The sequence below is a fragment of the Actinoallomurus spadix genome, from assembly GCF_024055725.1.
GTDB classification, from domain to species: Bacteria; Actinomycetota; Actinomycetes; order Streptosporangiales; family Streptosporangiaceae; genus Actinoallomurus; species Actinoallomurus spadix.
This window is the reverse complement of record NZ_JAMXMX010000013.1, coordinates 184,831-204,818: the sequence shown is the minus strand read 5'-3', so window position 1 is coordinate 204,818 and position 19,988 is coordinate 184,831. Positions and strand designations below refer to the sequence as shown.

Annotated in this window: 15 protein-coding genes and 1 pseudogene; 11 read left to right on the top strand and 5 right to left on the bottom strand. The window is 71.2% G+C overall.

Annotation, left to right across the window (positions count from 1 at the left end; all coding sequences use genetic code 11):
* Positions 1 to 273: 273 nt before the first annotated feature.
* Complete coding sequence (locus tag NE235_RS21235) at positions 274 to 1,017, top strand: trypsin-like serine peptidase (RefSeq protein WP_252805623.1); 744 nt, start codon at positions 274 to 276, stop codon at positions 1,015 to 1,017.
* 76 nt (positions 1,018 to 1,093) lie between these two features.
* Here the strand turns inward: NE235_RS21235 and NE235_RS21230 are convergent, their stop codons facing one another.
* The gene (locus NE235_RS21230; protein ID WP_252805622.1) at positions 1,094 to 1,480 is read right to left on the bottom strand and encodes a hypothetical protein; all 387 of its coding nucleotides are present in this window, start codon (positions 1,478 to 1,480) and stop codon (positions 1,094 to 1,096) included.
* Between NE235_RS21230 and NE235_RS21225 the strand changes: the two genes are divergently transcribed.
* On the top strand, positions 1,457 to 4,855 hold the full coding sequence (locus NE235_RS21225; protein ID WP_252805619.1) for a WXG100-like domain-containing protein: 3,399 nt from the start codon (positions 1,457 to 1,459) through the stop codon (positions 4,853 to 4,855). The genes NE235_RS21230 and NE235_RS21225 overlap by 24 nt on opposite strands.
* A gap of 132 nt (positions 4,856 to 4,987) precedes the next feature.
* Here the strand turns inward: NE235_RS21225 and NE235_RS21220 are convergent, their stop codons facing one another.
* Positions 4,988 to 5,968: an NYN domain-containing protein gene (locus NE235_RS21220; protein ID WP_252805617.1), complete on the bottom strand. Its 981-nt coding sequence runs from the start codon at positions 5,966 to 5,968 to the stop codon at positions 4,988 to 4,990.
* A 221-nt stretch (positions 5,969 to 6,189) separates the two neighbouring features.
* On the opposite strand from NE235_RS21220, the gene NE235_RS21215 reads away from it, so the two are divergent.
* The 4 genes from NE235_RS21215 to cydC are packed head-to-tail and all read left to right on the top strand — an operon-like array spanning position 6,190 to position 12,065.
* Positions 6,190 to 7,599 (top strand): cytochrome ubiquinol oxidase subunit I, encoded by a 1,410-nt coding sequence (locus NE235_RS21215; protein WP_252805614.1) that lies wholly within the window; start codon positions 6,190 to 6,192, stop codon positions 7,597 to 7,599.
* Positions 7,600 to 7,621: 22 nt separating this feature from the next.
* On the top strand, positions 7,622 to 8,644 hold the full coding sequence (gene cydB, locus NE235_RS21210) for a cytochrome d ubiquinol oxidase subunit II (RefSeq protein WP_252805612.1): 1,023 nt from the start codon (positions 7,622 to 7,624) through the stop codon (positions 8,642 to 8,644).
* Positions 8,641 to 10,299 (top strand): thiol reductant ABC exporter subunit CydD, encoded by a 1,659-nt coding sequence (gene cydD, locus NE235_RS21205; RefSeq protein ID WP_252805610.1) that lies wholly within the window; start codon positions 8,641 to 8,643, stop codon positions 10,297 to 10,299. The genes cydB and cydD overlap by 4 nt, the downstream gene beginning before the upstream one ends.
* Before the next feature lie 5 nt (positions 10,300 to 10,304).
* Entirely contained in the window at positions 10,305 to 12,065 is a 1,761-nt protein-coding gene (gene cydC / locus NE235_RS21200) for a thiol reductant ABC exporter subunit CydC (protein WP_252805701.1), read from the top strand.
* Between the two features lie 51 nt (positions 12,066 to 12,116).
* On the opposite strand, the gene NE235_RS21195 is transcribed toward cydC, so the two are convergent.
* The 3 genes and pseudogenes from NE235_RS21195 to NE235_RS21185 form a co-directional block, all read right to left on the bottom strand.
* On the bottom strand, positions 12,117 to 12,578 hold the full coding sequence (locus NE235_RS21195) for a GNAT family N-acetyltransferase (protein ID WP_252805608.1): 462 nt from the start codon (positions 12,576 to 12,578) through the stop codon (positions 12,117 to 12,119).
* A 106-nt stretch (positions 12,579 to 12,684) separates the two neighbouring features.
* Positions 12,685 to 13,179: an NUDIX hydrolase gene (locus NE235_RS21190; RefSeq protein ID WP_252805699.1), complete on the bottom strand. Its 495-nt coding sequence runs from the start codon at positions 13,177 to 13,179 to the stop codon at positions 12,685 to 12,687.
* A 222-nt stretch (positions 13,180 to 13,401) separates the two neighbouring features.
* Positions 13,402 to 15,954 (bottom strand): annotated as a pseudogene (locus tag NE235_RS21185) (phosphoenolpyruvate carboxylase); the annotation flags it as partial.
* Positions 15,955 to 16,109: 155 nt separating this feature from the next.
* On the opposite strand from NE235_RS21185, the gene NE235_RS21180 reads away from it, so the two are divergent.
* The 5 genes from NE235_RS21180 (at position 16,110) to NE235_RS21160 (ending at position 19,983) form a co-directional block, all read left to right on the top strand.
* On the top strand, positions 16,110 to 17,714 hold the full coding sequence (locus NE235_RS21180; RefSeq protein WP_252805606.1) for an acyl-CoA carboxylase subunit beta: 1,605 nt from the start codon (positions 16,110 to 16,112) through the stop codon (positions 17,712 to 17,714).
* 11 nt (positions 17,715 to 17,725) lie between these two features.
* Complete coding sequence (locus NE235_RS21175; RefSeq protein ID WP_252805603.1) at positions 17,726 to 17,941, top strand: acyl-CoA carboxylase subunit epsilon; 216 nt, start codon at positions 17,726 to 17,728, stop codon at positions 17,939 to 17,941.
* Positions 17,942 to 18,019: 78 nt separating this feature from the next.
* On the top strand, positions 18,020 to 18,313 hold the full coding sequence (locus NE235_RS21170; protein ID WP_252805601.1) for a type II toxin-antitoxin system Phd/YefM family antitoxin: 294 nt from the start codon (positions 18,020 to 18,022) through the stop codon (positions 18,311 to 18,313).
* A gap of 2 nt (positions 18,314 to 18,315) precedes the next feature.
* Entirely contained in the window at positions 18,316 to 18,744 is a 429-nt protein-coding gene (locus tag NE235_RS21165) for a type II toxin-antitoxin system VapC family toxin (protein ID WP_252805600.1), read from the top strand.
* A gap of 45 nt (positions 18,745 to 18,789) precedes the next feature.
* A complete protein-coding gene (locus NE235_RS21160) occupies positions 18,790 to 19,983 on the top strand; it encodes a YncE family protein (protein WP_252805598.1) in 1,194 nt (397 codons plus the stop codon).
* Positions 19,984 to 19,988: the final 5 nt, after the last annotated feature.

Here is a 19,988-nt window from a genome sequence, read left to right as displayed (position 1 = left end):
GAACGCCGGACCGCCGGCCCCGCGCCGCCCCGGGCGCGGCAAACGAACTAATTCCAATACACCGCAATAGGTGGCCTCTGATCCCGTTATTCAATATCATCTCGTCGCGAATCCGGACGAACGTAAGGGGCCATCGTGTTCAAACGAATCTCGTTCGCGTTGGCCGCGGTTACGTGCGCGGCCGCGGTGTCCATGGCGAACGCCGACGCGGCGACCCCACGGCCACGGTCAACGGCGAAGAAGGCGTCGTCGATAAAGGTCGACTCGGGCCCGTTGAACGACACGAAGGCCGAGGCCGAGGCGACGATCCGGTACTGGACCACCGCCCTTGGAGGCGCGTCCGGACGGGCGAGTGTGAAGGCGTCGGGCGCGGCCCGGCCGGTGCCCACCGTCGGCAGGATCGTCTTCCCGACAGGGGACAACTGCACGGGCACCGTGGTGGGCGCGAATCTGATCGTCACGGCCGCCCACTGCATCAAGCGCTACGGTCTGCCGATCGGAAAGCTCGGCGCATTCGTGCCGGAGTACTCAGGTGGCGACAGTCCGTACGGAGTCTGGCCGCTGGCCGATTACTACATCGACTCGCGCTGGGGCCTCCTCGACAATCCACGATACGACTACGCCATCGTTTCGCTGTCGAAAACCGGTCACGACTATTCGCTTGGCGACAAGACCGGAACCGTACGCATTTCGGCCGACCCTTTCCAGTCCGGGGAGCAGGTCCACCTTCTCGGATATCCCGGTGACCAGGACGTCCCCTATGGGTGTGACACGCCCGTCACGTCGGTGAAGTTCAGCAACGTCGGCTACTGGCGGGTCGACTGCGCGGCGTTCACGGACGGCGTCAGCGGCACCTCGTTCCAGCACTACCAGCCCGCCCCCTGGAACTCCACGACCATCGGCGCGGTCCTCGGCGGCTACCAGGAGGGCGGGACGACGCCGTCGGTCAGCTACGCCTCCCAGTGGGACAACGGCATCTACACGCTCTGGCAGCAGGCGAACCAGGCATCGACCTGAACAGCGGTGCCGCCCCCATGGGGGCTTCATGCCTTCCCATCACCGGACATCCATTTATGGGCGATTGTGACTGACGTTATTGGTCGCTACGCTGCTGTTGATCATGGAGGATGGCCCCGGCGGCCAGCCGGTGGAACGGGCGGTCACGCGCATGGGTACGTTCGGCGACGATCAGCACCTCAAAGTGAAACCGGGACAGATCGCCGCGCAGGGGCATGGGATCGAGGACGCGTGCGACGCGCTGGAAGCGGGATTGAGAGCGCTCGTCTGGAGACTCGACGAACTCGATCGCGAGCGTTCGCATTACTTCGGCAGCCCATCGGAAAGCCCGTGGTATGGAAACGACGACCTCGGCCACTCCTTCTTCCACGGAGAGAACGGTTCCCTTGCCTTCCGCGAGGCGCGCGACGACCTCTTGGGCGGTACCGCCGAACTGGCGTTGACGTTGCGCGACCACGCGCACCGCGTCAAGCAGACGGCATACGTCTACGCACAGGCAGAGCATGCGGGCGACGTCACCTCTCCTGCGATCAACCCCGCGTTCCCGCTCCTACTCGAGGATCACGGATCGGTCGCGGAGCGCAAAGCCGCCCTGACGCTGGTGGCCGGAGAGACGGCCGTCTCAGGATTGTCCCAGAAGACGCCCACGGCGAGCCTTCAGTGGGTATTCGAACTGCTCGAAATCATGGTCGCCGGCTGCACCTATCCGCGCGGCAACGAGAAGGCCTACCATCAGGCCGCGGACGCCATCGACGGAATGGCGGACGTCATCGACGATGTCACCGATGTGACCACTCGGCATGTGAAGAACGTCTCCGCCGACAACATCGGCAAGGGCATCGACGCGTTCGTCGAGTCCTTCGAGGTCCTGACCCGTGGTCGCGGGAGGCTCACGGACGCGGCGAAGGCCTACCGGGGATTGGCGGCCTACTGCCGGTACTTCGGCACCGAGGTGAAGGCGGCGAAGGAGGCGTTCGAGGCGGCCGCCGTCTACACCGCCGCGCTGTGGCAGGTGGTGAGACTCCTGCCGGCGTTCATGCCGTCCAGCGTGCTCGCGTGGCTGGCGGCCCTGAAGGAGACCGAACGGATCGGGGTGGCACTGCGCTCCATCCTGACGGGAGTCCGGGCCAGGGCGACGCTCATGGGCGCCGCGCTCGCCGGCGGCCAGAGCCTCATCGGTAACACGACCCGCGCCATGAACGGGTTGCCGGCCGACTGGACGTCGGTGGCGAAGACCGCCGTGTTCGGCGGTCTCGGCGGCCGCATCTTCGCGTCGAGCCACCTGGCGCTGGCCAAGTCGGCCGAAGACGGCAGCGCGCTGGCCGGTTTCCTCGCCCACCGGGCGCCCGGCCAGATCGCGGTCAACACCGGAGTCGGGTTCGGGATCAACGTGGGCGGGGACGTCGTCTTCAACCACGGGCACGTCGACTGGACCAAGGACCTCGGCATGGCGGCGGGAATGGCCGGCGTCATGTCCTTCGGCCATGTCTTCGAACTCCCGGTCGGCGCCGGACGCGCCAAGGAGTTGCGCAGGTTGTCCGAGGGAGCCTTCGGCCCGGACGTCGCCAAGGACGTCACCACCCTCGCGGGCACGGAACACCTGCGCCAGATCGACTCCCTCGTCCGTACGCTCGCCGAGGAGAACGGTCAGCCCGGGCGCCTGCCGGAACCGCCCCAGCTCCGCGCATGGACGCGCAACGCCCTCGGCCTGGACGACGGCGCCGCGATCACGGCGTACGACGTCGACTCCCTCAACCGGTCGCTCGCCTACTACCGGCAGTACCACCCCGACGGGACGGCGCCCCCTGGCGTACGGGACCTCCACCGCTTCGCGGAGACGTCCGTGCCGGGCCGCGCAGGCGGTGAGGCCGTCCAGGAGCTCGGTCGCGTGCTCAGAGTCCACGACCTCTGGCATCCGGGGGAACCGTTCGACTATGTACGGCACATGCACCGGGACGTCCAGGTGCGGCAGCTCGCCCGGTCGGCGACAGGCGTCGGCCACGACGCCGAGATCACCCAGAGTCACATCGACGCCACGCTTACGAAGATCTTCGGGCACAGGCAGACCGAGGTGGCGGGGGTCGGGGCCTCGCCGGTCGATCCCCGCCGGACCGACCTGTCCATCCTCCTGGACGCTCTCGACCGGCTCGATCCGAGCGAGCGGCGGCACGTCTCGGTCACCTTGGACGACATCCACCACGTGATCCGCAGATACTGGGACGTGCCGCCTGGTGAGATGCCGACGCCGTCGGACGCGAAGGCCCTCGCCCGGCTGTGGTCGACGAATCCGGGCAGGACGCTGGACCCCAAGGAGGCGATGGGGGACATCGCCCAGAACCTCCTCGGCCTCGACCATCCGCCGACGCCCGAACAGACGAGAGCCGCCGGTCACACGCTGAGCCTGGCGATCGACCTCGTCGGCGAGGACTGGCCGCTCGTGGAGAAGTACTTCAGGCCGATGGAGCGCGTCGTCCGTCTGGTCCAGGCCGAATACGGGCTTGAGCACGTGGATCCCGGCCTGGTCCGGGATTACGCCCGCGACCTTCTGCGGGAGCACGGTGTGGGAGTGGCGGAGGGGTCGCCGCCTTCCGGGACCCGTTCACTCATGGACGCCGCCCTGGTGTCGGAGTTCTACCGCCTGCATCTCGAGGCGCGCAATCCCGTCGAACACCGGTTCATGCTCGGTGAGGTCGCCCGTCTGCAGGAGCTGATCAAACTGGAGTGGCCCGGCGAGGAAGGGCTCCCCCGCTCGACGTCCTTCCGGGTCCTCGAGCCCGTCGCCGAGAAACTCACCGGCAAAGGAGACCCGTACGAGCTCCTCAAGCTCTACCGGAAGGTGCGGGCGGACACCCCTGACGGCATGGTGCACTCGATCAGGGATCTGGCGGAGAGCACCCACGCCCACGAAAAGGCCTTCACCGACTGGTCCAAGTTCGACCCGATCGAATACACGAGACGGAACTACGTCGGGGAACGCGTCCCGGCGCACTGGAACCCACCGATCGGGGCCGAGCCGGGACGCTGGGCGCCGGGCCACTTCAAACTTCGCATCTTCGATGAAGATGTCAAGATGATTCACGCCCTGTTCCGGATCTTCCGGGAGATGGGGATCCACCCGGGGCATTTCTCGAGCATCCTCGATGTGGGATCCGGATCCAACCTCTATCCGGCGGCGGCCATGAGCGCGTTCCTTCGTCCGGGGGGCCACATCACCAGGCTCGTGTACGAGGGGAATTCGCAGGAGATCGCGTACAACGAGGTGATGTACGACTTCGAGGGGGACGGGATCTACCACGGCGAGGACAGGTACGGCATCCCGCAGGAGATCGACACCCGAGCCATCTGGCAGAATTGGCGGCCCATCTTCAAAGAGGGCGGGGCGCAATACTTCCCGGATCACCCGGCGAATTTCGAAGATGCCGACCTGAAGGCCCTGCGGCGCAGCGTCGTCGTCCCCGGTGACATCTTCACGTTGCCGGAAACGATGCGAGCGGATGCCGCAGTCGAATTCTTCGCGGGGGATTCGATGAGCACCGATCCCGATGTGGCCTTCGCCTTCCGCAGCAAGATCATCGATGCCGTCCGGCCTGGTGGGGTCGTGGTCATCGGCAACGTGTTGAACCTCCCCAAGTCCAAGGGCAGTGGTGCCGGCGAGGGCTACACGGCCGGGGAGGGAACGCTCTTCCCCAACACGGCCTACGACCGGGCCCGTTGGGAGCGGTTCCTCGACGACCACCCGCGGGTCGAGAGCTACCAGATCTTCGAGACGCGCGGCGACCAGCAGTTCTCCGCGGGCGAGGAGGGGCTGGGCCTGGTGGTCATCAAACTCAAGCCGTGAGACCTGGGCCCCGGCACGGGCCGCCCGAGCCGTGGTTCGCGCATGTACTGATCACCGTCACCGACCGTATGACATCCTCCGGCCCCCAGCCTCCACGGCCCGCAGGGCCGCCGAGGGGCGGGAGCCGGAGCGTCAGCGAGGGGCCTTGCCGGAGATGCCGACGCCGAAGTCGAACTCGCGGTAGACCCGCGCCCAGAAGCCCTCGCGCAGCCAGTCGCGGGCCTCCTTGTAGGGGCGCAGCGAGTGGCCGAGCTCCTTCTCGCCCTCGATCAGCAGCTCCTTGTCGATGACCGTGGGCAGGATCGGGCCGGGCAGCAGGTCGCGGATGTTGTCCCGGCCCCGGGTCAGGATCCACTTGTGCGCGATGTGCTCGCCGATCTCCTCGACGCGGTCGCGGCTGGGGCCGAGCTTGGCTACCGGGCTCGGCTGCGCCGGGCGGACCGGCGGCGGAGTGGGCCGGGGCGGCCGGGAGCCGAAGACCGCGGTGGGCGACGGGATCGGCGGGGTGACGGGCGTCTCCGAGGCCGGCTCGCGGGAGGTGTCGAGGGTGAAGTACGGCTTGACGAAGTCGGTGTTCACGACGTCGACGGTGTCGGACTCCCAGATGAGGCGCTCGGCCTGGTTCGTGCCGTACGGCGGCTCGACCCCCCACAGGTGGATGAGGACCCCGTAGGTCTGCGCGGCCTCCACGGCCGGGAGCATGTCCTCGTCACCGGCCAGCAGGATGGCGTCGGTGACGGCGCCGTGGCGGGCGAGCGTCTCCAGGTCCTCGCGGATCTGGGCGTCGACGCCCTTCTGCTGATTGTGCTTGTTGAGGTTGCCGAGGCGGAGCTTCACCTGGGGCAGCGGCGCGACGACCCGCTGGTCGATCGTCGGCACGCGGTCGCGAGCGGCGTCGAACCAGTAGATGCGCAGCAGCTCCTTGCCGCGCATGCAGGTCTTCGCGCGGTCCTGCAGGGCCTTGATGAGGCCCTCGGCGTCCACCCGGTAGGAGCGGCGGGAGGAGATGCCGAACAGGAGGTCACCCGCCGCGGCGTAGAGGTACCCCACGTCTACGAGGATCGCGTAGCGCGGCAGCGGCGGTGGTTGAGACACGGACTCGCGAACAGTCATCACCTATGACTTTAGGTGAAGATCAGCCCCCCGTCCTCGGTTGTGCTGCCTTTCTCGCTGTTCCCGCTCTCCGGTCGCACGGTATTCCGGGAACGGTGCCGCCCGTTATCCGCACGCGGCGCTGTGATCGAGGTAACGACGCATGGGGGGCGGACACACCATAGGATCCACTACGAGACGTAGTACTACGAGTCGTAGTAGATGAACGGGAGGGCGCGGGCATGAACCCGCTCGACATCGCCCGGTGGCAGTTCGGGATCACCACCGTCTACCACTTCCTCTTCGTACCCCTGACCATCGGCCTGTCCGCGCTCGTCGCGGCCCTGCAGACGGCGTGGGTGCGGACCGGGAACACGGGGTACCTCCGCGCGACGAAGTTCTGGGGGAAGCTCCTCCTGATCAACTTCGCGATGGGGATCGTCACCGGCATCGTGCAGGAGTTCCAGTTCGGGATGAACTGGAGCGCCTACTCCCGGTTCGTCGGCGACGTGTTCGGCGCGCCGCTGGCCCTGGAGGGACTGCTCGCCTTCTTCCTCGAGTCGACCTTCCTCGGCCTGTGGATCTTCGGCTGGGACAGGCTGCCGAAGAAGATCCACCTGGCCTGCATCTGGATCGTCTCTGTAGGAACGCTCCTGTCGGCGTACTTCATCCTCGCCGCCAACTCCTGGATGCAGCACCCGGTCGGCTACCACCTCGACCCGGCGACGGGACGGGCCCGGCTGACCGACTTCTGGGCCGTGCTGACCAACTCGACGATGCTCGTCGCCTTCCCGCACACGATCACCGCGGCGTTCGTCACGGCGGGCCTGTTCATGGTCGGCATCAGCGCGTGGCACCTGGCCCGGCGCCGGCACGTCGAGGTGTTCCGGCCCTCGTTGAAGATCGCCCTGGCCGTCACGCTGATCGCATCGCTCGGCGTCGCCGTCACCGGCGACCTGCAGGGCAAGGTCATGACGAGGCAGCAGCCGATGAAGATGGCCGCCGCGGAGGCGCTGTACCAGACGGAGAAGCCCGCGTCGTTCTCCCTGGTCACCGTCGGCACGCTCGACGGCCGCAAGGAGGTCTTCAGCGTCAAGGTGCCGCGGGTCCTGTCGTTCCTCGCCACCGGCCGCTTCGACGGCAAGGTCGACGGCATCAACGACGTGCAGGCCGCCGAGCAGGCCCGGTACGGCGCGGGCGACTACCGGCCGGTCGTCCCGGTGACCTACTGGAACTTCCGGATCATGGCCGGCGTCGGGTTCCTCACCGCGTTCCTCGCCCTGCTCGGCCTGTGGCTCATGCGCCGCGGGCGGCTGCCGCGCAACCGGTGGGTGTGGCGCGCCGGCGTGCTGTCGCTCGTCCTGCCGTTCGTCGGCAACTCCGCGGGGTGGATCTTCACCGAGATGGGCCGCCAGCCCTGGTCGGTCTACGGCGTCCTGAAGACCTCCGCGAGCGTCTCACCCGGCGTCTCGGCCACGTCGATGCTCATCTCCGTCCTCGCGCTGACCGCGCTGTACGCCGTACTGATCGTCATCGAGACCGGGTTGATGGCGCGGTACGTCAAGGCCGGTCCGCCCTCCGAGGAGGACGTCGCGCCGCCCCCGTCCGACGGCGGCTCCGCCGCCGAACCGTCGCTCACCCTCGCCTACTGACCAACTGACAAGGGGTTGTGCCATGGAGGCCACGACCGTCTGGTTCGTCGCCATCGCCTTCCTGTGGACCGGCTACTTCCTCCTGGAGGGCTTCGACTTCGGCGTCGGCGCGCTGCTGCCGGTGCTCGGCCGCGACGACACCGAGCGCCGCGTCCTGCTGAACGCCATCGGGCCGGTCTGGGACGGCAACGAGGTCTGGTTCATCGTCGCCGGAGCCGGGACGTTCGCCGCGTTCCCGGATTGGTACGCCACCCTCTTCAGCGGCTTCTACCTGCCGCTGCTGGCGATCCTGCTGGCGCTGATCGTGCGCGGCGTGGCGCTGGAGTACCGCGGCAAGCGGGACGAGCCGCACTGGCGCCGCCGCTGGGACCGCGCCATCTTCTGGGGCAGCGTCGTCCCGGCGTTCGTGTGGGGCGTGGTCTTCGCGAACCTGAGCCGCGGCGTCCCCCTGGACGCCCGGCACGAGTACGCCGGCACCCTCACCGATCTGCTGAACCCGTACGCGCTGCTCGGCGGGCTGACCACGCTCACGCTGTTCGTGCTGCACGGCGCGGTCTTCCTGGCGCTCAAGACGGCCGGGGACGTGCGCGCCCGCGCCGTCCGCGCCGCGCGGGCCGCCGTGGTGGCCGCCATCGCGGTGGGCGGGACGTTCCTGCTCATCACGCAGGTGCAGCACGGCAAGCCGGTCACCTGGGCCACCGTGGCGGTCGCCGCCGCCGGCCTGGCCGGCGCGGCGGTCGCGATCGCCCGCGGCCGCGACGGCTGGGCGTTCGTCGGCACGGGCACGGCCATCGTGTCCGCGGTCGCGACCCTCTTCGTCGCGCTGTTCCCGGACGTCATGCCGTCGACGATCGCCGCCGCGAACAGCCTCACCACGACCAACGCCGCCTCCTCCCCGTACACGCTGAAGATCATGACGATCGCGGCGGTCGCGTTCACGCCGCTCGTCGTGCTCTACCAGGGCTGGACGTACTGGGTGTTCCGGCGGCGCATCGACGCCTCGCACGTCCCGCAGCCGGCGCGGGAGCCGGAGCCTGCGCGATGAGGCCCTTCGACCCCCGGCTGCTGAGGTACGCCCGCACAACCCGGGCGTACCTGGCCCTGTCGGTGGTTCTCGGCGCGGCCACCGCCGGCCTGGTCATCGCCCAGGCGGCGCTGCTCGCGGGCCTGATCGCCCACGCGTTCGTCGGCGGTGCCTCGCTCGCCGCCTCCCGCACGCCGCTGCTGCTCCTCCTCGCCGTCGTCGCCGGCCGGGCGCTCGTCGCCTGGCTGCAGGAGGTCGCCGCGCACCGCACGTCCGCCGCGGTGAAGTCGCGGCTGCGCGGGCTGCTGCTCGAACGGGCGGTGGGCCTCGGCCCGCGGTGGCTGTCCGGCGAGCGCAGCGGCGAGCTCGCCACCCTCGCCACCCGCGGGATCGACGCGCTGGACGCCTACTTCTCCCGCTACCTCCCGCAGCTCGTGCTCGGCGTGCTCGTCCCGGCGGCGGTGGGCGCGCGGATCCTGTTCGGCGACTGGCCGTCCGCGCTGACCATCGCGCTGACGCTCCCGCTCATCCCGATCTTCGCGATCCTCGTGGGGCTGGCCGCCCAGCGGAGGATGGACCGCCAGTGGCGCACGCTGTCCGTGCTGTCCGGGCACTTCCTCGACGTCGTCGCGGGCCTGCCGACCCTGAAGGTGTTCGGCCGGGCGAAGGCGCAGGCGCGGGCGATCCGCGAGGTCACCGGCCGGTACCGCACGGAGACGATGGCGAGCCTGCGGGTGGCGTTCCTGTCCGCGCTGGTCCTGGAGATGCTCTCGACGATCTCCGTCGCGCTCGTCGCCGTCTCGATCGGCCTGCGCCTCGTCAACGGGGAGGTCGGCCTGCGGACCGCGCTGCTCGTCCTCATCCTCGCGCCGGAGGCGTACCTGCCGCTGCGCCAGGTCGGCGCGCAGTACCACGCCAGCGTCGAGGGGCTCACCGCCTCCCAGCGGATCTTCGAGGTGCTCGAGACGCCGCTCCCCCGCCACGGCACCCGTACCGACGTCCCCGACCCGGCGTCCGCGCCGCTCCGCCTGGAGGAGGTCACCGTCGCGTACGAGGGCCGGGACGAGCCCGCCCTCGACGGCTTCTCCCTCGTCGTACGGCCCGGCGAGACCGTCGCGCTGACCGGGCCCAGCGGCTCCGGCAAGTCGACGCTGCTCGCCGTGCTCCTCGGCTTCGTCCGCCCGGACGCCGGACGGGTCCTCCTCGGCGGGACCGACCTGGCCGACCTCGCCCCGGACGCCTGGCGGGAACGGATCGCCTGGGTCCCCCAGCGGCCGTACCTGTTCGCCGGCACGGTCGCCGACAACATCCGGCTGGGCCGCCCCGGCGCCTCCGACGAGGAGGTACGGCGCGCGGCGCGCGACGCCCGCGCCGAAGAGTTCGTCGACGCGCTGCCGGAGGGGTTCGCCACCCCGCTCGGCGAGCGCGGGACCGGCCTGTCCGCCGGGCAGCGGCAGCGGATCGCCCTCGCGCGGGCGTTCCTGCGCGACGCGCCGATCCTGCTGCTCGACGAGCCGACGTCCGGCCTGGACGCCGAGAGCGAGGCCGCGGTGATCGAGGCCGTCCGGCGCCTGGCGGCCGGGCGCACGGTCGTCCTCGTCGCCCACCGCCCGGCGCTCGCCGACCTGGCCGACCGGGTCGTCCGCGTCGGAGCGCCACTGGAGGTGGCCGCGTGACCGTCATGAGGATCGGTCCGGAGCATGGGCCGGTGCTGCGGCTGCTCGCCGCGGCACGCCCCGCGGGCGGCAGGCTGACGCTGGCGGCGCTGTGCGGCGCGCTGGCGCTGGGCAGCGGCGTCGGGCTGATGGCGACCTCCGCCTGGCTGATCTCGCGGGCCGCGCAGCACCCGCCGGTGCTGGTGCTGATGGTCGCGATCGTGGCGGTGCGGGCGTTCGGGATCGGGCGGGGCGTCTTCCGGTACGCCGAACGGCTGATCGGGCACGACGCGACGTTCCGGGTCCTCGCCGACCTGCGGGCCCGGGTGTACGAGCGGCTGGAGCGGCTCGTCCCGGCCGGGCTGCCGGAGGCGCGCGGCGGCGACCTGCTCGGCCGGCTCGTCGCCGACGTCGACGCCGTCCAGGACCTCTACCTGCGTGTGCTGCTGCCCGCCGCGGCCGCCGTCCTCGTCGGCGGGGCGTCGGTGGCGCTCGCGTGGAGCCTGCTGCCGTCCGCGGGCGTCCTCCTGCTCGCCGGCCTGCTGCTGGCCGGAGTCGTCGCCCCGTGGCTGTCGGCCGCCGCGTCGCGGCGTGCGGAGCACCGGACCGCCGATCTGCGCGGCGAGCTGACCGCGCACGTGGTCGACGTCCTCCAGGGGGTGCCGGAGCTCGTCGCCTACGGCGCCGCCACCGACCGGCTCGCCACGGCCGCGCGCCTCGACGACGGGCTCACCCGGGCGTCGGCCCGGTCCGCCGCGACGGCGGGCGCCGGCGCGGCCGTCACGGCGCTGGCCGGCGGGCTCGCCGTGTGGGGCGCCCTCGCCGTCGGCATCCCGGCCGTGCGGTCCGGCCACCTCGACGGAACGCTGCTCGCCGTGATCGTCCTGCTCCCCCTCGCGGCGTTCGAGGTGGTGGCGGGCCTGCCGCTCGCGGCGCAGCAGTTGCAGCGGGTCCGCCGGTCGGCCGCCCGCGTGTTCGCCGTGCTCGACCGCGAGGAGCCGGTGCGCGACCCCGCCGCGCCGGTCCCGCTGCCCGAGCCGCCGTGCACCCTGCGGGCCACGGACCTGCGCGCCCGGTGGACGCCCGGCGGCCCGTACGCGCTCGACGGCGTCTCCTTGGATTTGCCGCCGGGCCGGCGGTGCGCCGTCGTCGGGCCGAGCGGATCGGGCAAGACCACGCTGACCACCGTGCTGCTGCGCCTCCTCGACTACGAGTCGGGCCTGGCGACGCTGAACGGCGTGGACCTGAGCGACCTGGCCGGTGACGACGTACGCCGCGTGGTCGGGCTGTGCGGCCAGGACGCGCACCTGTTCGACACGACGATCGGGGAGAACATCCGGCTCGCCCGGCGCTCCGCCACCGACGAGGAGATCCGCGACGCGCTGCGCCGGGCCCGGCTGCTGGACTGGGTGGAGACGCTGCCGCGCGGGCTGGACACCCGCGTCGGCGAGGAGGGCGCCCAGGTCTCCGGCGGGCAGCGCCAGCGCATCGCGCTCGCCCGCGCGCTGCTGGCCGACTTTCCCGTGCTGCTCCTCGACGAGCCCGCCGAGCACCTCGACGTCGCGACCGCCGACGAGCTCACCGCCGACCTGCTGGCGGCCACCGAGGGCCGTACCACCCTGCTCGTCACGCACCGCCTGGCCGGGCTGGACGCCGTTGACGAGATCGTTGTCCTCGACGCCGGCCGGGTGGTGCAGCGCGGTGCCCACGCGGAGCTGCTGGCCCGCCCGGGCCCGTACCGCGCGATGTGGGACCGCGAACGCCGCCACGACCACGCCCCCCGCTGACCGGCCGGGCGCGTACGTTCCGCCGGGCGCCGGGCGGAAGCGCCCGCCAGGTCAGACGCGGTCGGGTTCGGGGAGCAGGTCCTTGCGCAGGTGGACGGCGTGCCGGCCGTCGATGCCCTCCCGGCCCGTCTCGCGGTAACCGAGGGACTCGTACAGGCCGATGTTGGAGGTCATCTTCTCGTTCGTGTACAGCCGCACCGCGGACAGCCCGAGCGACCGGGCACGGAACTCGGCGAAGGCCAGAAGCCGGTGCCCCAGCCCCCGCCCCTGGCGGTCGGGACGCACCGCGACATTCTCCACGAGCAGCGTCTCGTCCTCGGGAACGAGGACGATCAACGCGTCCACCTGGTCGTACTCGAGGACGTACACGTACCCGCGAGAGATCAGCTCCGCGTAGTCGGCGACGAGCGGCAGGGGTGCCACGCCGATCACCGGGATCCACGGGTCGTACGCAGCCTTGACGATCGCCTCTACCGCGTCCTGGTCGACGGCTTCGGCCAGCCTGATGCCCATGCCCATCCCTAACCGTCAGATCGACGAGAATCATCCGAATCTACCCGACACGGCTCGCATGATCTCCGAGCCGGGCGCCGTCCGGCACACGTCGCCGGGACGCCGCTCACAGGCCGAGCTCGACCACGTGCGCCGGAACGCCGTGATCGATCAAGGCCACCAGCGGGGTGGCGAGGTCGCGAGGCGAGAACAGGTCGGGACCGCCGTACGCGGCGATCTCCTGGGGCGACCACCACCGGAACCTGCTGATGTTCTCATCGGCGAGTTCGACGTCGGACAGCGTTCCGCGCGGACGGAACCGCTGGGTGCGGACGACGAAGTAGTCGTTCACCACACCGTCGTAGCCGGGCGCGTGGTCGGCCGCCACGACTCGCTGGCGCCAGACGTGCGGCGGGTCGGCGCCGATGACGAGGTCGACCTCTTCGAGCAGTTCCCGGCGCAGTGCGGCGAGCGCCGACTCGCCGCGCTCGACACCCCCGCCGGGCGCCGCCCACACGACGGTCCCGGCGGGCTGGGGCGGAGTGAACCGGCACAACAGGATGCGGTCGTCCTCGTCCAGGACGATGGCGCGCGCCGAGTGCCGCAATCTCAGCGAGGACATCCGGGAAGCGTAACCACGGGCAGGCCGATGGGAGCCGGCGCCGATGGAAGCCGGCCGTCCGCCACGATCTTGGCGCCGTCCCCGCACGCGCGGCACGGAGCCCTGCCGTCGGCGTTGACGGGACGAAACGCGCGATCGGGACGAGGCCCGGCCACCGCGGCGGCGAAGTGACCACCGCGACGACGAAGCAGGCCGTCGGGCGGGGAAACGGCCCTCGGACACGGCGACGCCGGCGGCGGCGAGGAGGAGCAGGTCCTCGATGCGCTCGCGCTCGGCGTCGTCGTCGATCCCGGCCCGCAGCTCCTTCAGCGCGCGGAGCTGCAGGTGGGACAGCGCGTCGACGTACGGGTTGCGCAGCTCGACCGCGCGGGACAGCACGCGGCGGTTCTCCAGGAGCCGCGTGTGCCCGGTGACCTCCAGGACCAGGGAGCTCGTGCGGTCGTACTCGGCCAGGACCGTCTCGGTCAGCTCCGGCCGGTCACCGAGGGCGAGGTAGCGCTCGGCGATCGCCCGGTCGGTCTTGGCCAGGCTCATCTCGGCGTTGTCCAGCAGCGCGGCGAACAGCGGCCACGACCGGTACGCCTCGCGCAGCGCGTCGAGGTCCTCCGCGGCGGCCAGACCGCTGCCCAGGCCGTACCAGCCCGGCAGGTTCACCCGGGTCTGCGTCCAGGAGAACACCCAGGGGATCGCGCGCAGGTCGTCCAGCGACGTCGTCGCCTTGCGGCGGGACGGCCGGGAGCCGAGCCGCAGGTTGCCCAGCTCGTTCAGCGGGCTGACATGGGCGAACCACTCCGGGAAGCCCGGCGTCTCCACCAGCGACCGGAACGTCCGCTCCGCGGCCACGCTGATCTTGTCGGCCAGCGGCCGGAACCGCTCGGCCGCCGCCACCGCGTGCTCCTGCACCGCCTCGGTCGAGGAGAGCAGCACCGCGTTGGCGACCTGCTCGACGTGGCGCTGGGCGATCTCCGCGTGGCCGTACCGCGCGAAGATGACCTCGCCCTGCTCGGTGACCTTGAACCGGCCGGCGACCGAGCCCGGCGCCTGCGCCAGCACGGCCCGGTTGGCCGGGCCGCCGCCGCGGCCGAGCGCGCCGCCGCGGCCGTGGAACATGGTCAGCCGCACGTCGTGCTCGTCCGCCCAGGCGGCGAGCGCGGCCTGCGTGTCGTACAGCTTGAGCGTCGCCGTCGTCGGGCCGAGCTGCTTGGCCGAGTCGGAGTAGCCGAGCATGACCTCCAGGCGGCGGCCGGTCTCCTCCAGGCGGCGGCGCACCGGCGCGAGCCGCAGCATGCCGTCCAGCACGGCCGGGGACCGGTCGAGGTCCTCGCCCGTCTCGAACAGCGGCACGACGTCGAGCACCGGCGCGCGGCCGCCGATCGCGGCGGCCTCGGCCAACTCGTACACGGCGGCCACGTCGTCGGCGGTGCGGGTGAAGGAGATGACGTACCGGCGGCAGGCGTCGACGCCGAACCGCTCCTGCACCCACGCCACGACCCGCAGCGTGTCGAGGACCTCCTCGGTCTGCTCGCTGAGCGGCCCGCCGGCGCGGACCTCGGCGAGGGCCTTCTCGTGCACCGCGGAGTGCTGGCGGACCTCGAGCTCGGCCAGGTGGAACCCGAAGGTCTCCACCTGCCAGATCAGGTGCTGCAGCTCGCCGTACGCCTGACGGCGCGCGCCCGCCTCGACCAGGGACTCCTGGACGACGCGCAGGTCGGCCAGCAGGTCGGCGGGGCCGCGGTACGCCAGGTCGGCGTGGCGCAGCCGGGTCGCGTTGATCCGCTCGGCGGCGTGCAGCAGGAACACCCGGTGCGGCTCGCCCGGCGACCGCTTGGCGATCTCGGCGAACAGCTCGGGCTGGGCGGCACGGGCGGCGGCGAGCGCGCCGCGCAGCGCCTCGGACGGCGGCGTCGTGGTCTCGTGCACGGTCAGCGTGCGGCCGATCCGGGTACACGCGTTGGTCAGCGCGCGCAGGACGTGGTCGGCCTGGACGCCGATCGCCTCCCGCGTGATCTGCGCGGTGACGAACGGGTTGCCGTCGCGGTCACCGCCGATCCAGCTGCCGTAGTGCAGGAACGGCTTGGCCAGCGGCGGCCGCTCGCCGGTGCCCGGCGCGAGCGCCGCGTCCAGCGAGCGGTAGATCACCGGGACGACCCGGAAGATCGTCTCGTCGAACATCGCCATGGCGGTGCGGACCTCGTCGAGCGGGTCCGGCTTCGTGCGGCGCAGCTGCGAGGTGCGCCAGAGCAGGTCGATCTGCTCGACCAGCCGGCGGGTGGTCTCCTCGCGCTCGCCGCTGCCCGCGCGCGGGTCGTCCAGGTCGGTGAGCAGCTTGCTGATCCGCAGGATCGCGGTGACGACCGCGCGGCGGCGCGCCTCCGTCGGGTGCGCGGTCAGGACCGGGCGCAGCTCCAGGTCCTCCAGCAGCTCACGGACGCGGTCCTCCCCGATCTCGGCGACCGCGGCGGCGACGGACTCGCGCTGCGGCGTCTCGCCGGTGTCCCGCTCCCGGAGCGTGCGGATCCGCTGGTGCTCCTCGGCGAGGTTGGTCAGGTGGAAGTACACGGTGAACGCGCGGGCCACCAGCTCCGCGCGGTCGATCGCCCAGCCGCCGACGATCGCGGCGACGTCGTCGACGGAGGTCTCGCCCCGGCGCGCGGCGAACACCGCGTGGCGCAGGGCCTCGACGTCATCGAGCAGGCTCTGCCCCCCGTACTCGACGAGAACGTTGCCCAGGAGCGAACCGAGCAACCGGACGTCACGGCGCAGTGGCTCGGGCATCTCCTGCCGAGCTGAGTTTCGTGTCGACACGCACCTCAGGGTAGTTCGTCCCGCAAGGCGATCCGAGTCCGTCTCGCCTGGTGAGAAGCCGCAGCGAGCGCCGAGATCGTGACCCTCCTGGCGGGACGTTCCGGCCGCTGGCTAACCTGATCTCCATGGCCACGCAAGCTCCCGAGCCCCTGCCCGCGGACGAGATCGACATCCACACCACGGCGGGCAAGATCGCAGACCTGGAGCGCCGCCGCTACGAGGCGGTTCACGCCGGCTCCGCGCGCGCGGTCGAGAAGCAGCACGCCAAGGGCAAGATGACCGCCCGCGAGCGGATCGACGCGTTCCTCGACGAGGGGTCGTTCGTCGAGTTCGACGAGCTGGCGCAGCACCGCGCGTACGGCTTCGGTGTGGAGAGGAACCGCCCGTACGGCGACGGTGTCGTCACCGGCCACGGCACGGTCGACGGCCGGCCCGTCGCGGTCTTCTCCCAGGACTTCACCGTCGCCGGCGGCTCGCTCGGCGAGGTGTTCGGCGAGAAGATCGTCAAGGTCATGGACCACGCGCTGAAGACCGGCTGCCCGGTCATCGGCATCAACGACTCCGGCGGCGCGCGCATCCAGGAGGGCGTGGTCGCGCTCGGCCTGTACGCCGAGATCTTCAAGCGCAACACCCACGCCTCCGGAGTGATCCCGCAGATCTCCCTGATCATGGGCCCGTGCGCGGGCGGCGCGGTCTACTCCCCCGCCCTCACCGACTTCATCGTCATGGTCGACCAGACCTCGCACATGTTCATCACCGGACCGGACGTCATCAAGACGGTCACCGGCGAGGAGGTGACGTTCGAGGACCTCGGCGGCGCGCACACCCACAACACCAAGTCCGGGGTCGCGCACTACCAGGCGTCGGACGAGCAGGACGCGATCGAGTACGTCAAGACGCTGCTGTCGTACCTCCCGTCGAACAACCTGTCCGACCCGCCCGCGTACGACGCCGCGGCGGCACTGGAGATCACCGACGAGGACCTCGATCTCGACACGCTCATCCCGGACTCGCCGAACCAGCCGTACGACATGCACACCGTCATCGAGCACGTCCTCGACGACGGCGAGTTCCTCGAGGTCCACGCGATGTTCGCGCCGAACATCATCTGCGGGTACGGCCGCGTCGAGGGCCGCTCGGTCGGGATCGTCGCCAACCAGCCGATGCACTTCGCCGGCACGCTCGACATCGAGGCGTCGGAGAAGGCCGCGCGATTCGTCCGCACCTGCGACGCGTTCAACATCCCGGTGCTGACCTTCGTCGACGTCCCCGGCTTCCTGCCCGGCACCGACCAGGAGTGGAACGGCATCATCCGGCACGGCGCCAAGCTGCTGTACGCCTACGCCGAGGCCACCGTCCCGCTCGTCACCGTGATCACCCGCAAGGCGTACGGCGGGGCGTACGACGTCATGGGCTCCAAGCACCTCGGCGCGGACATCAACCTGGCGTGGCCGACCGCGCAGATCGCCGTGATGGGCGCGCAGGGCGCGGTCAACATCCTGTACCGCCGTGAGCTCGCCGCCGCCGAGGACCCCGACACCCGGCGGGCCGAGCTGATCACCGAGTACGAGGACACCCTCGCCAACCCCTACATCGCCGCGTCCCGGGGCTACGTCGACGCGGTGATCAAGCCGTCCGAGACGCGCGGCCAGGTCGTCAAGGCGCTGCGCGCGCTCCGCGACAAGCGCAAGACCCTGCCGCCCAAGAAGCACGGCAACATCCCGCTGTAGGAGAGGACCTGATGAGCGAGCGCCCCTTCCTGCAGGTCGTGCGCGGAGACGCGACGCCGGAGGATATCGCCGCCCTCGTGGCGGTGCTGACCGCACGGGCCCGCGCCGCCGAAGCGGCGCGGGCGACGCCCCCGCGGCGCCGCTCGGCCTGGGCCGACCATTCCCGCCGGCTCCGCCGCCCCCTCCCCCACGGCCCCGGCACCTGGCGCACCAGCGCCCTGCCGTAAATACCAGCACACTTCGTGTTCAGGTGAACACGGAATGCCCCCTCGGTCTAGACTGTATGGACAGAGGAGAGTGATGGCATGCCCGCAGCACACGATCGCGACCCAGCACAGCACTGGCAGGTCCAAGAGGCGAAGCAGCGCTTCAGTGAGGTCCTACGCCGGGCCCACGACGAAGGCCCCCAAATCATCACGAGGCACGGGGAAGAGGTGGCAGTCATCATCGACATGAGCGAATACCGCCATACGCAGGCGAAGAGGATGAGTTTCCACGACTACCTGCTGTCCGGACCCCCGTTCCCAGAGGACTTCGACGACCTCATCAAGCGTGACGAGGACTATGGGCGCGACATATCGTTCCTCCTCGAGGAGTGAGAGTGGCCTACCTCCTCGACACGAATGTGGTCTCCGAACTCCGGAAGTCACGTGGATGCGACCCGAACGTGCGCGCCTGGTACCGCTCGATCGAAGGCTCCACCGAGTACCTCAGCTCCCTTGTCATTGGGGAACTCACACGCGGCATCCACCAGCTCAGTAAGCGCGACCTTCCCCAGGCGACCACGTTGGCCGCCTGGCTGACCGGAATCAAGGAGCAATACGCCTCGCGAATCATCCCGGTCGACACCGCGGCGGCGATCATCTGGGGACGATGGCAAGCGGTGTCGCCGATCCCTGTCGTCGACGGCTTGATGGCGGCGACGGCGTACCTGAACGACTGGACCTTCGTCACGCGGAACGTCAAGGATGTCGAGCGGACCGGCGTGCGTACGCTCAATCCGTTCGAGCCGATGGCGACCTCTTCGTAATTACACGCTCACGATCCGCCCTCGGGCGGCTAGAGTCCGGCGCATATGAAGGGGTGCAGAGCGGCGTCGCGGGTCGCGGTCGCGCTGACGCTGACCGTCGGCGGGCCGGCGCTCTGCGGGTGCCGGACGGTGCCCTTCCGGGGTCGGCCGGGGCCCGGGTCACCGGTCCTGGCGCTGGGCGGGCCCGCGCCGTACGTCCGGCCGCCCGTCACGCCGCCGCCCTCCCCGCTCGGCCGGCCCGCCGCCTCGCCCGACCGGCCGTCGGGGGTCTACGCCGCGACGCGGGCCGGCATGCTCGGGCCCGTCGCGCGTCGCCTGCCGCCTCGGGTATACGTCCCGGTCAGCGGCGGTACCGCGATCGACGTGGTCGACGCCCGCACGTACCGCCCGATCCGCCGCATCCCGGTCGGGCGCGTGCCACGGCAGGTCGTTCCCTCCTGGGACCTGCGGACGCTGTGGGTCACGGAGGCGGCCGGGCTCCTGCCGATCGACGCGCGCACCGGCACGCGCGGCCGTACGGTGCCGGTCCCCGATCCCGTCGACCTGTACTTCACGCTCGACGGCCGGTCCGCCCTGGTCCTGGGCGCGCGGCCGGGACGGCTGGAGATCCGCGACCCGCGGACCCTCCGGCTCCGGTCGGCCGTCGCCCTGCCCTGCCCCGACCCGGCGGCGGCGGACCTGTCGGCCGACGGATCCACGATGGCCGTGGCGTGCGGCGGCGGGCGGCTGGTCCGCGTCGACCTCCAGCGGCGGGTCGCCGCGGGGACGGCCCCCCTCGCCGGCGACGCACTGCTCCGGGACGTCCGCCTGGCGCCGGACGGCACGGCCTTCTTCGTCGCCGACGCGGGTCGCGGCGGCGTGTGGGCCGTCGACGCCGCGAGCCTGCGGCCGGCCGGGTTCATCGCCACCGGGCGCGGCGCCCACGGGCTGTACCCCAGCCGCGACGCCGCCACCCTCTACGTCACCGACGGCGCCGCGCGGACCGTCTCGCTGATCTCCGTCGCCGAACGCCGCCTGGCCGGCCGGTGGCGGCTTCCGGCCGCGCCCGACATGGGCGGGGTGTCGGCGGACGGCCGGGTGCTGTGGCTGTCCGCCCGGCAGGCCGACACGGTCTTCGCCGTCTCCACGCGCACCGGGCGGGTCATCCGGCGGCTCCCCGCCGGACCCGCCCCGCACGGCCTGTGCGTCTTCCCGCAGCCCGGCCGGTTCTCCCTGGGCCACACCGGCATCTACCGGTAGGGACC

What these genes read in the sequence shown, in the direction of transcription:
- cydC (WP_252805701.1), top strand. Translation starts at nt 10,305, where the DNA reads ATGAGGATCGGTCCGGAGCATGGGCCGGTGCTGCGGCTGCTCGCCGCG.
- NE235_RS21180 (WP_252805606.1), top strand. Translation starts at nt 16,110, where the DNA reads ATGGCCACGCAAGCTCCCGAGCCCCTGCCCGCGGACGAGATCGACATC.
- NE235_RS21160 (WP_252805598.1), top strand. Translation starts at nt 18,790, where the DNA reads ATGAAGGGGTGCAGAGCGGCGTCGCGGGTCGCGGTCGCGCTGACGCTG.
- NE235_RS21170 (WP_252805601.1), top strand. Translation starts at nt 18,020, where the DNA reads ATGCCCGCAGCACACGATCGCGACCCAGCACAGCACTGGCAGGTCCAA.
- NE235_RS21190 (WP_252805699.1), bottom strand. Translation starts at nt 13,179, where the DNA reads ATGTCCTCGCTGAGATTGCGGCACTCGGCGCGCGCCATCGTCCTGGAC.
- NE235_RS21195 (WP_252805608.1), bottom strand. Translation starts at nt 12,578, where the DNA reads ATGGGCATCAGGCTGGCCGAAGCCGTCGACCAGGACGCGGTAGAGGCG.
- cydD (WP_252805610.1), top strand. Translation starts at nt 8,641, where the DNA reads ATGAGGCCCTTCGACCCCCGGCTGCTGAGGTACGCCCGCACAACCCGG.
- cydB (WP_252805612.1), top strand. Translation starts at nt 7,622, where the DNA reads ATGGAGGCCACGACCGTCTGGTTCGTCGCCATCGCCTTCCTGTGGACC.
- NE235_RS21215 (WP_252805614.1), top strand. Translation starts at nt 6,190, where the DNA reads ATGAACCCGCTCGACATCGCCCGGTGGCAGTTCGGGATCACCACCGTC.
- NE235_RS21220 (WP_252805617.1), bottom strand. Translation starts at nt 5,968, where the DNA reads ATGACTGTTCGCGAGTCCGTGTCTCAACCACCGCCGCTGCCGCGCTAC.
- NE235_RS21175 (WP_252805603.1), top strand. Translation starts at nt 17,726, where the DNA reads ATGAGCGAGCGCCCCTTCCTGCAGGTCGTGCGCGGAGACGCGACGCCG.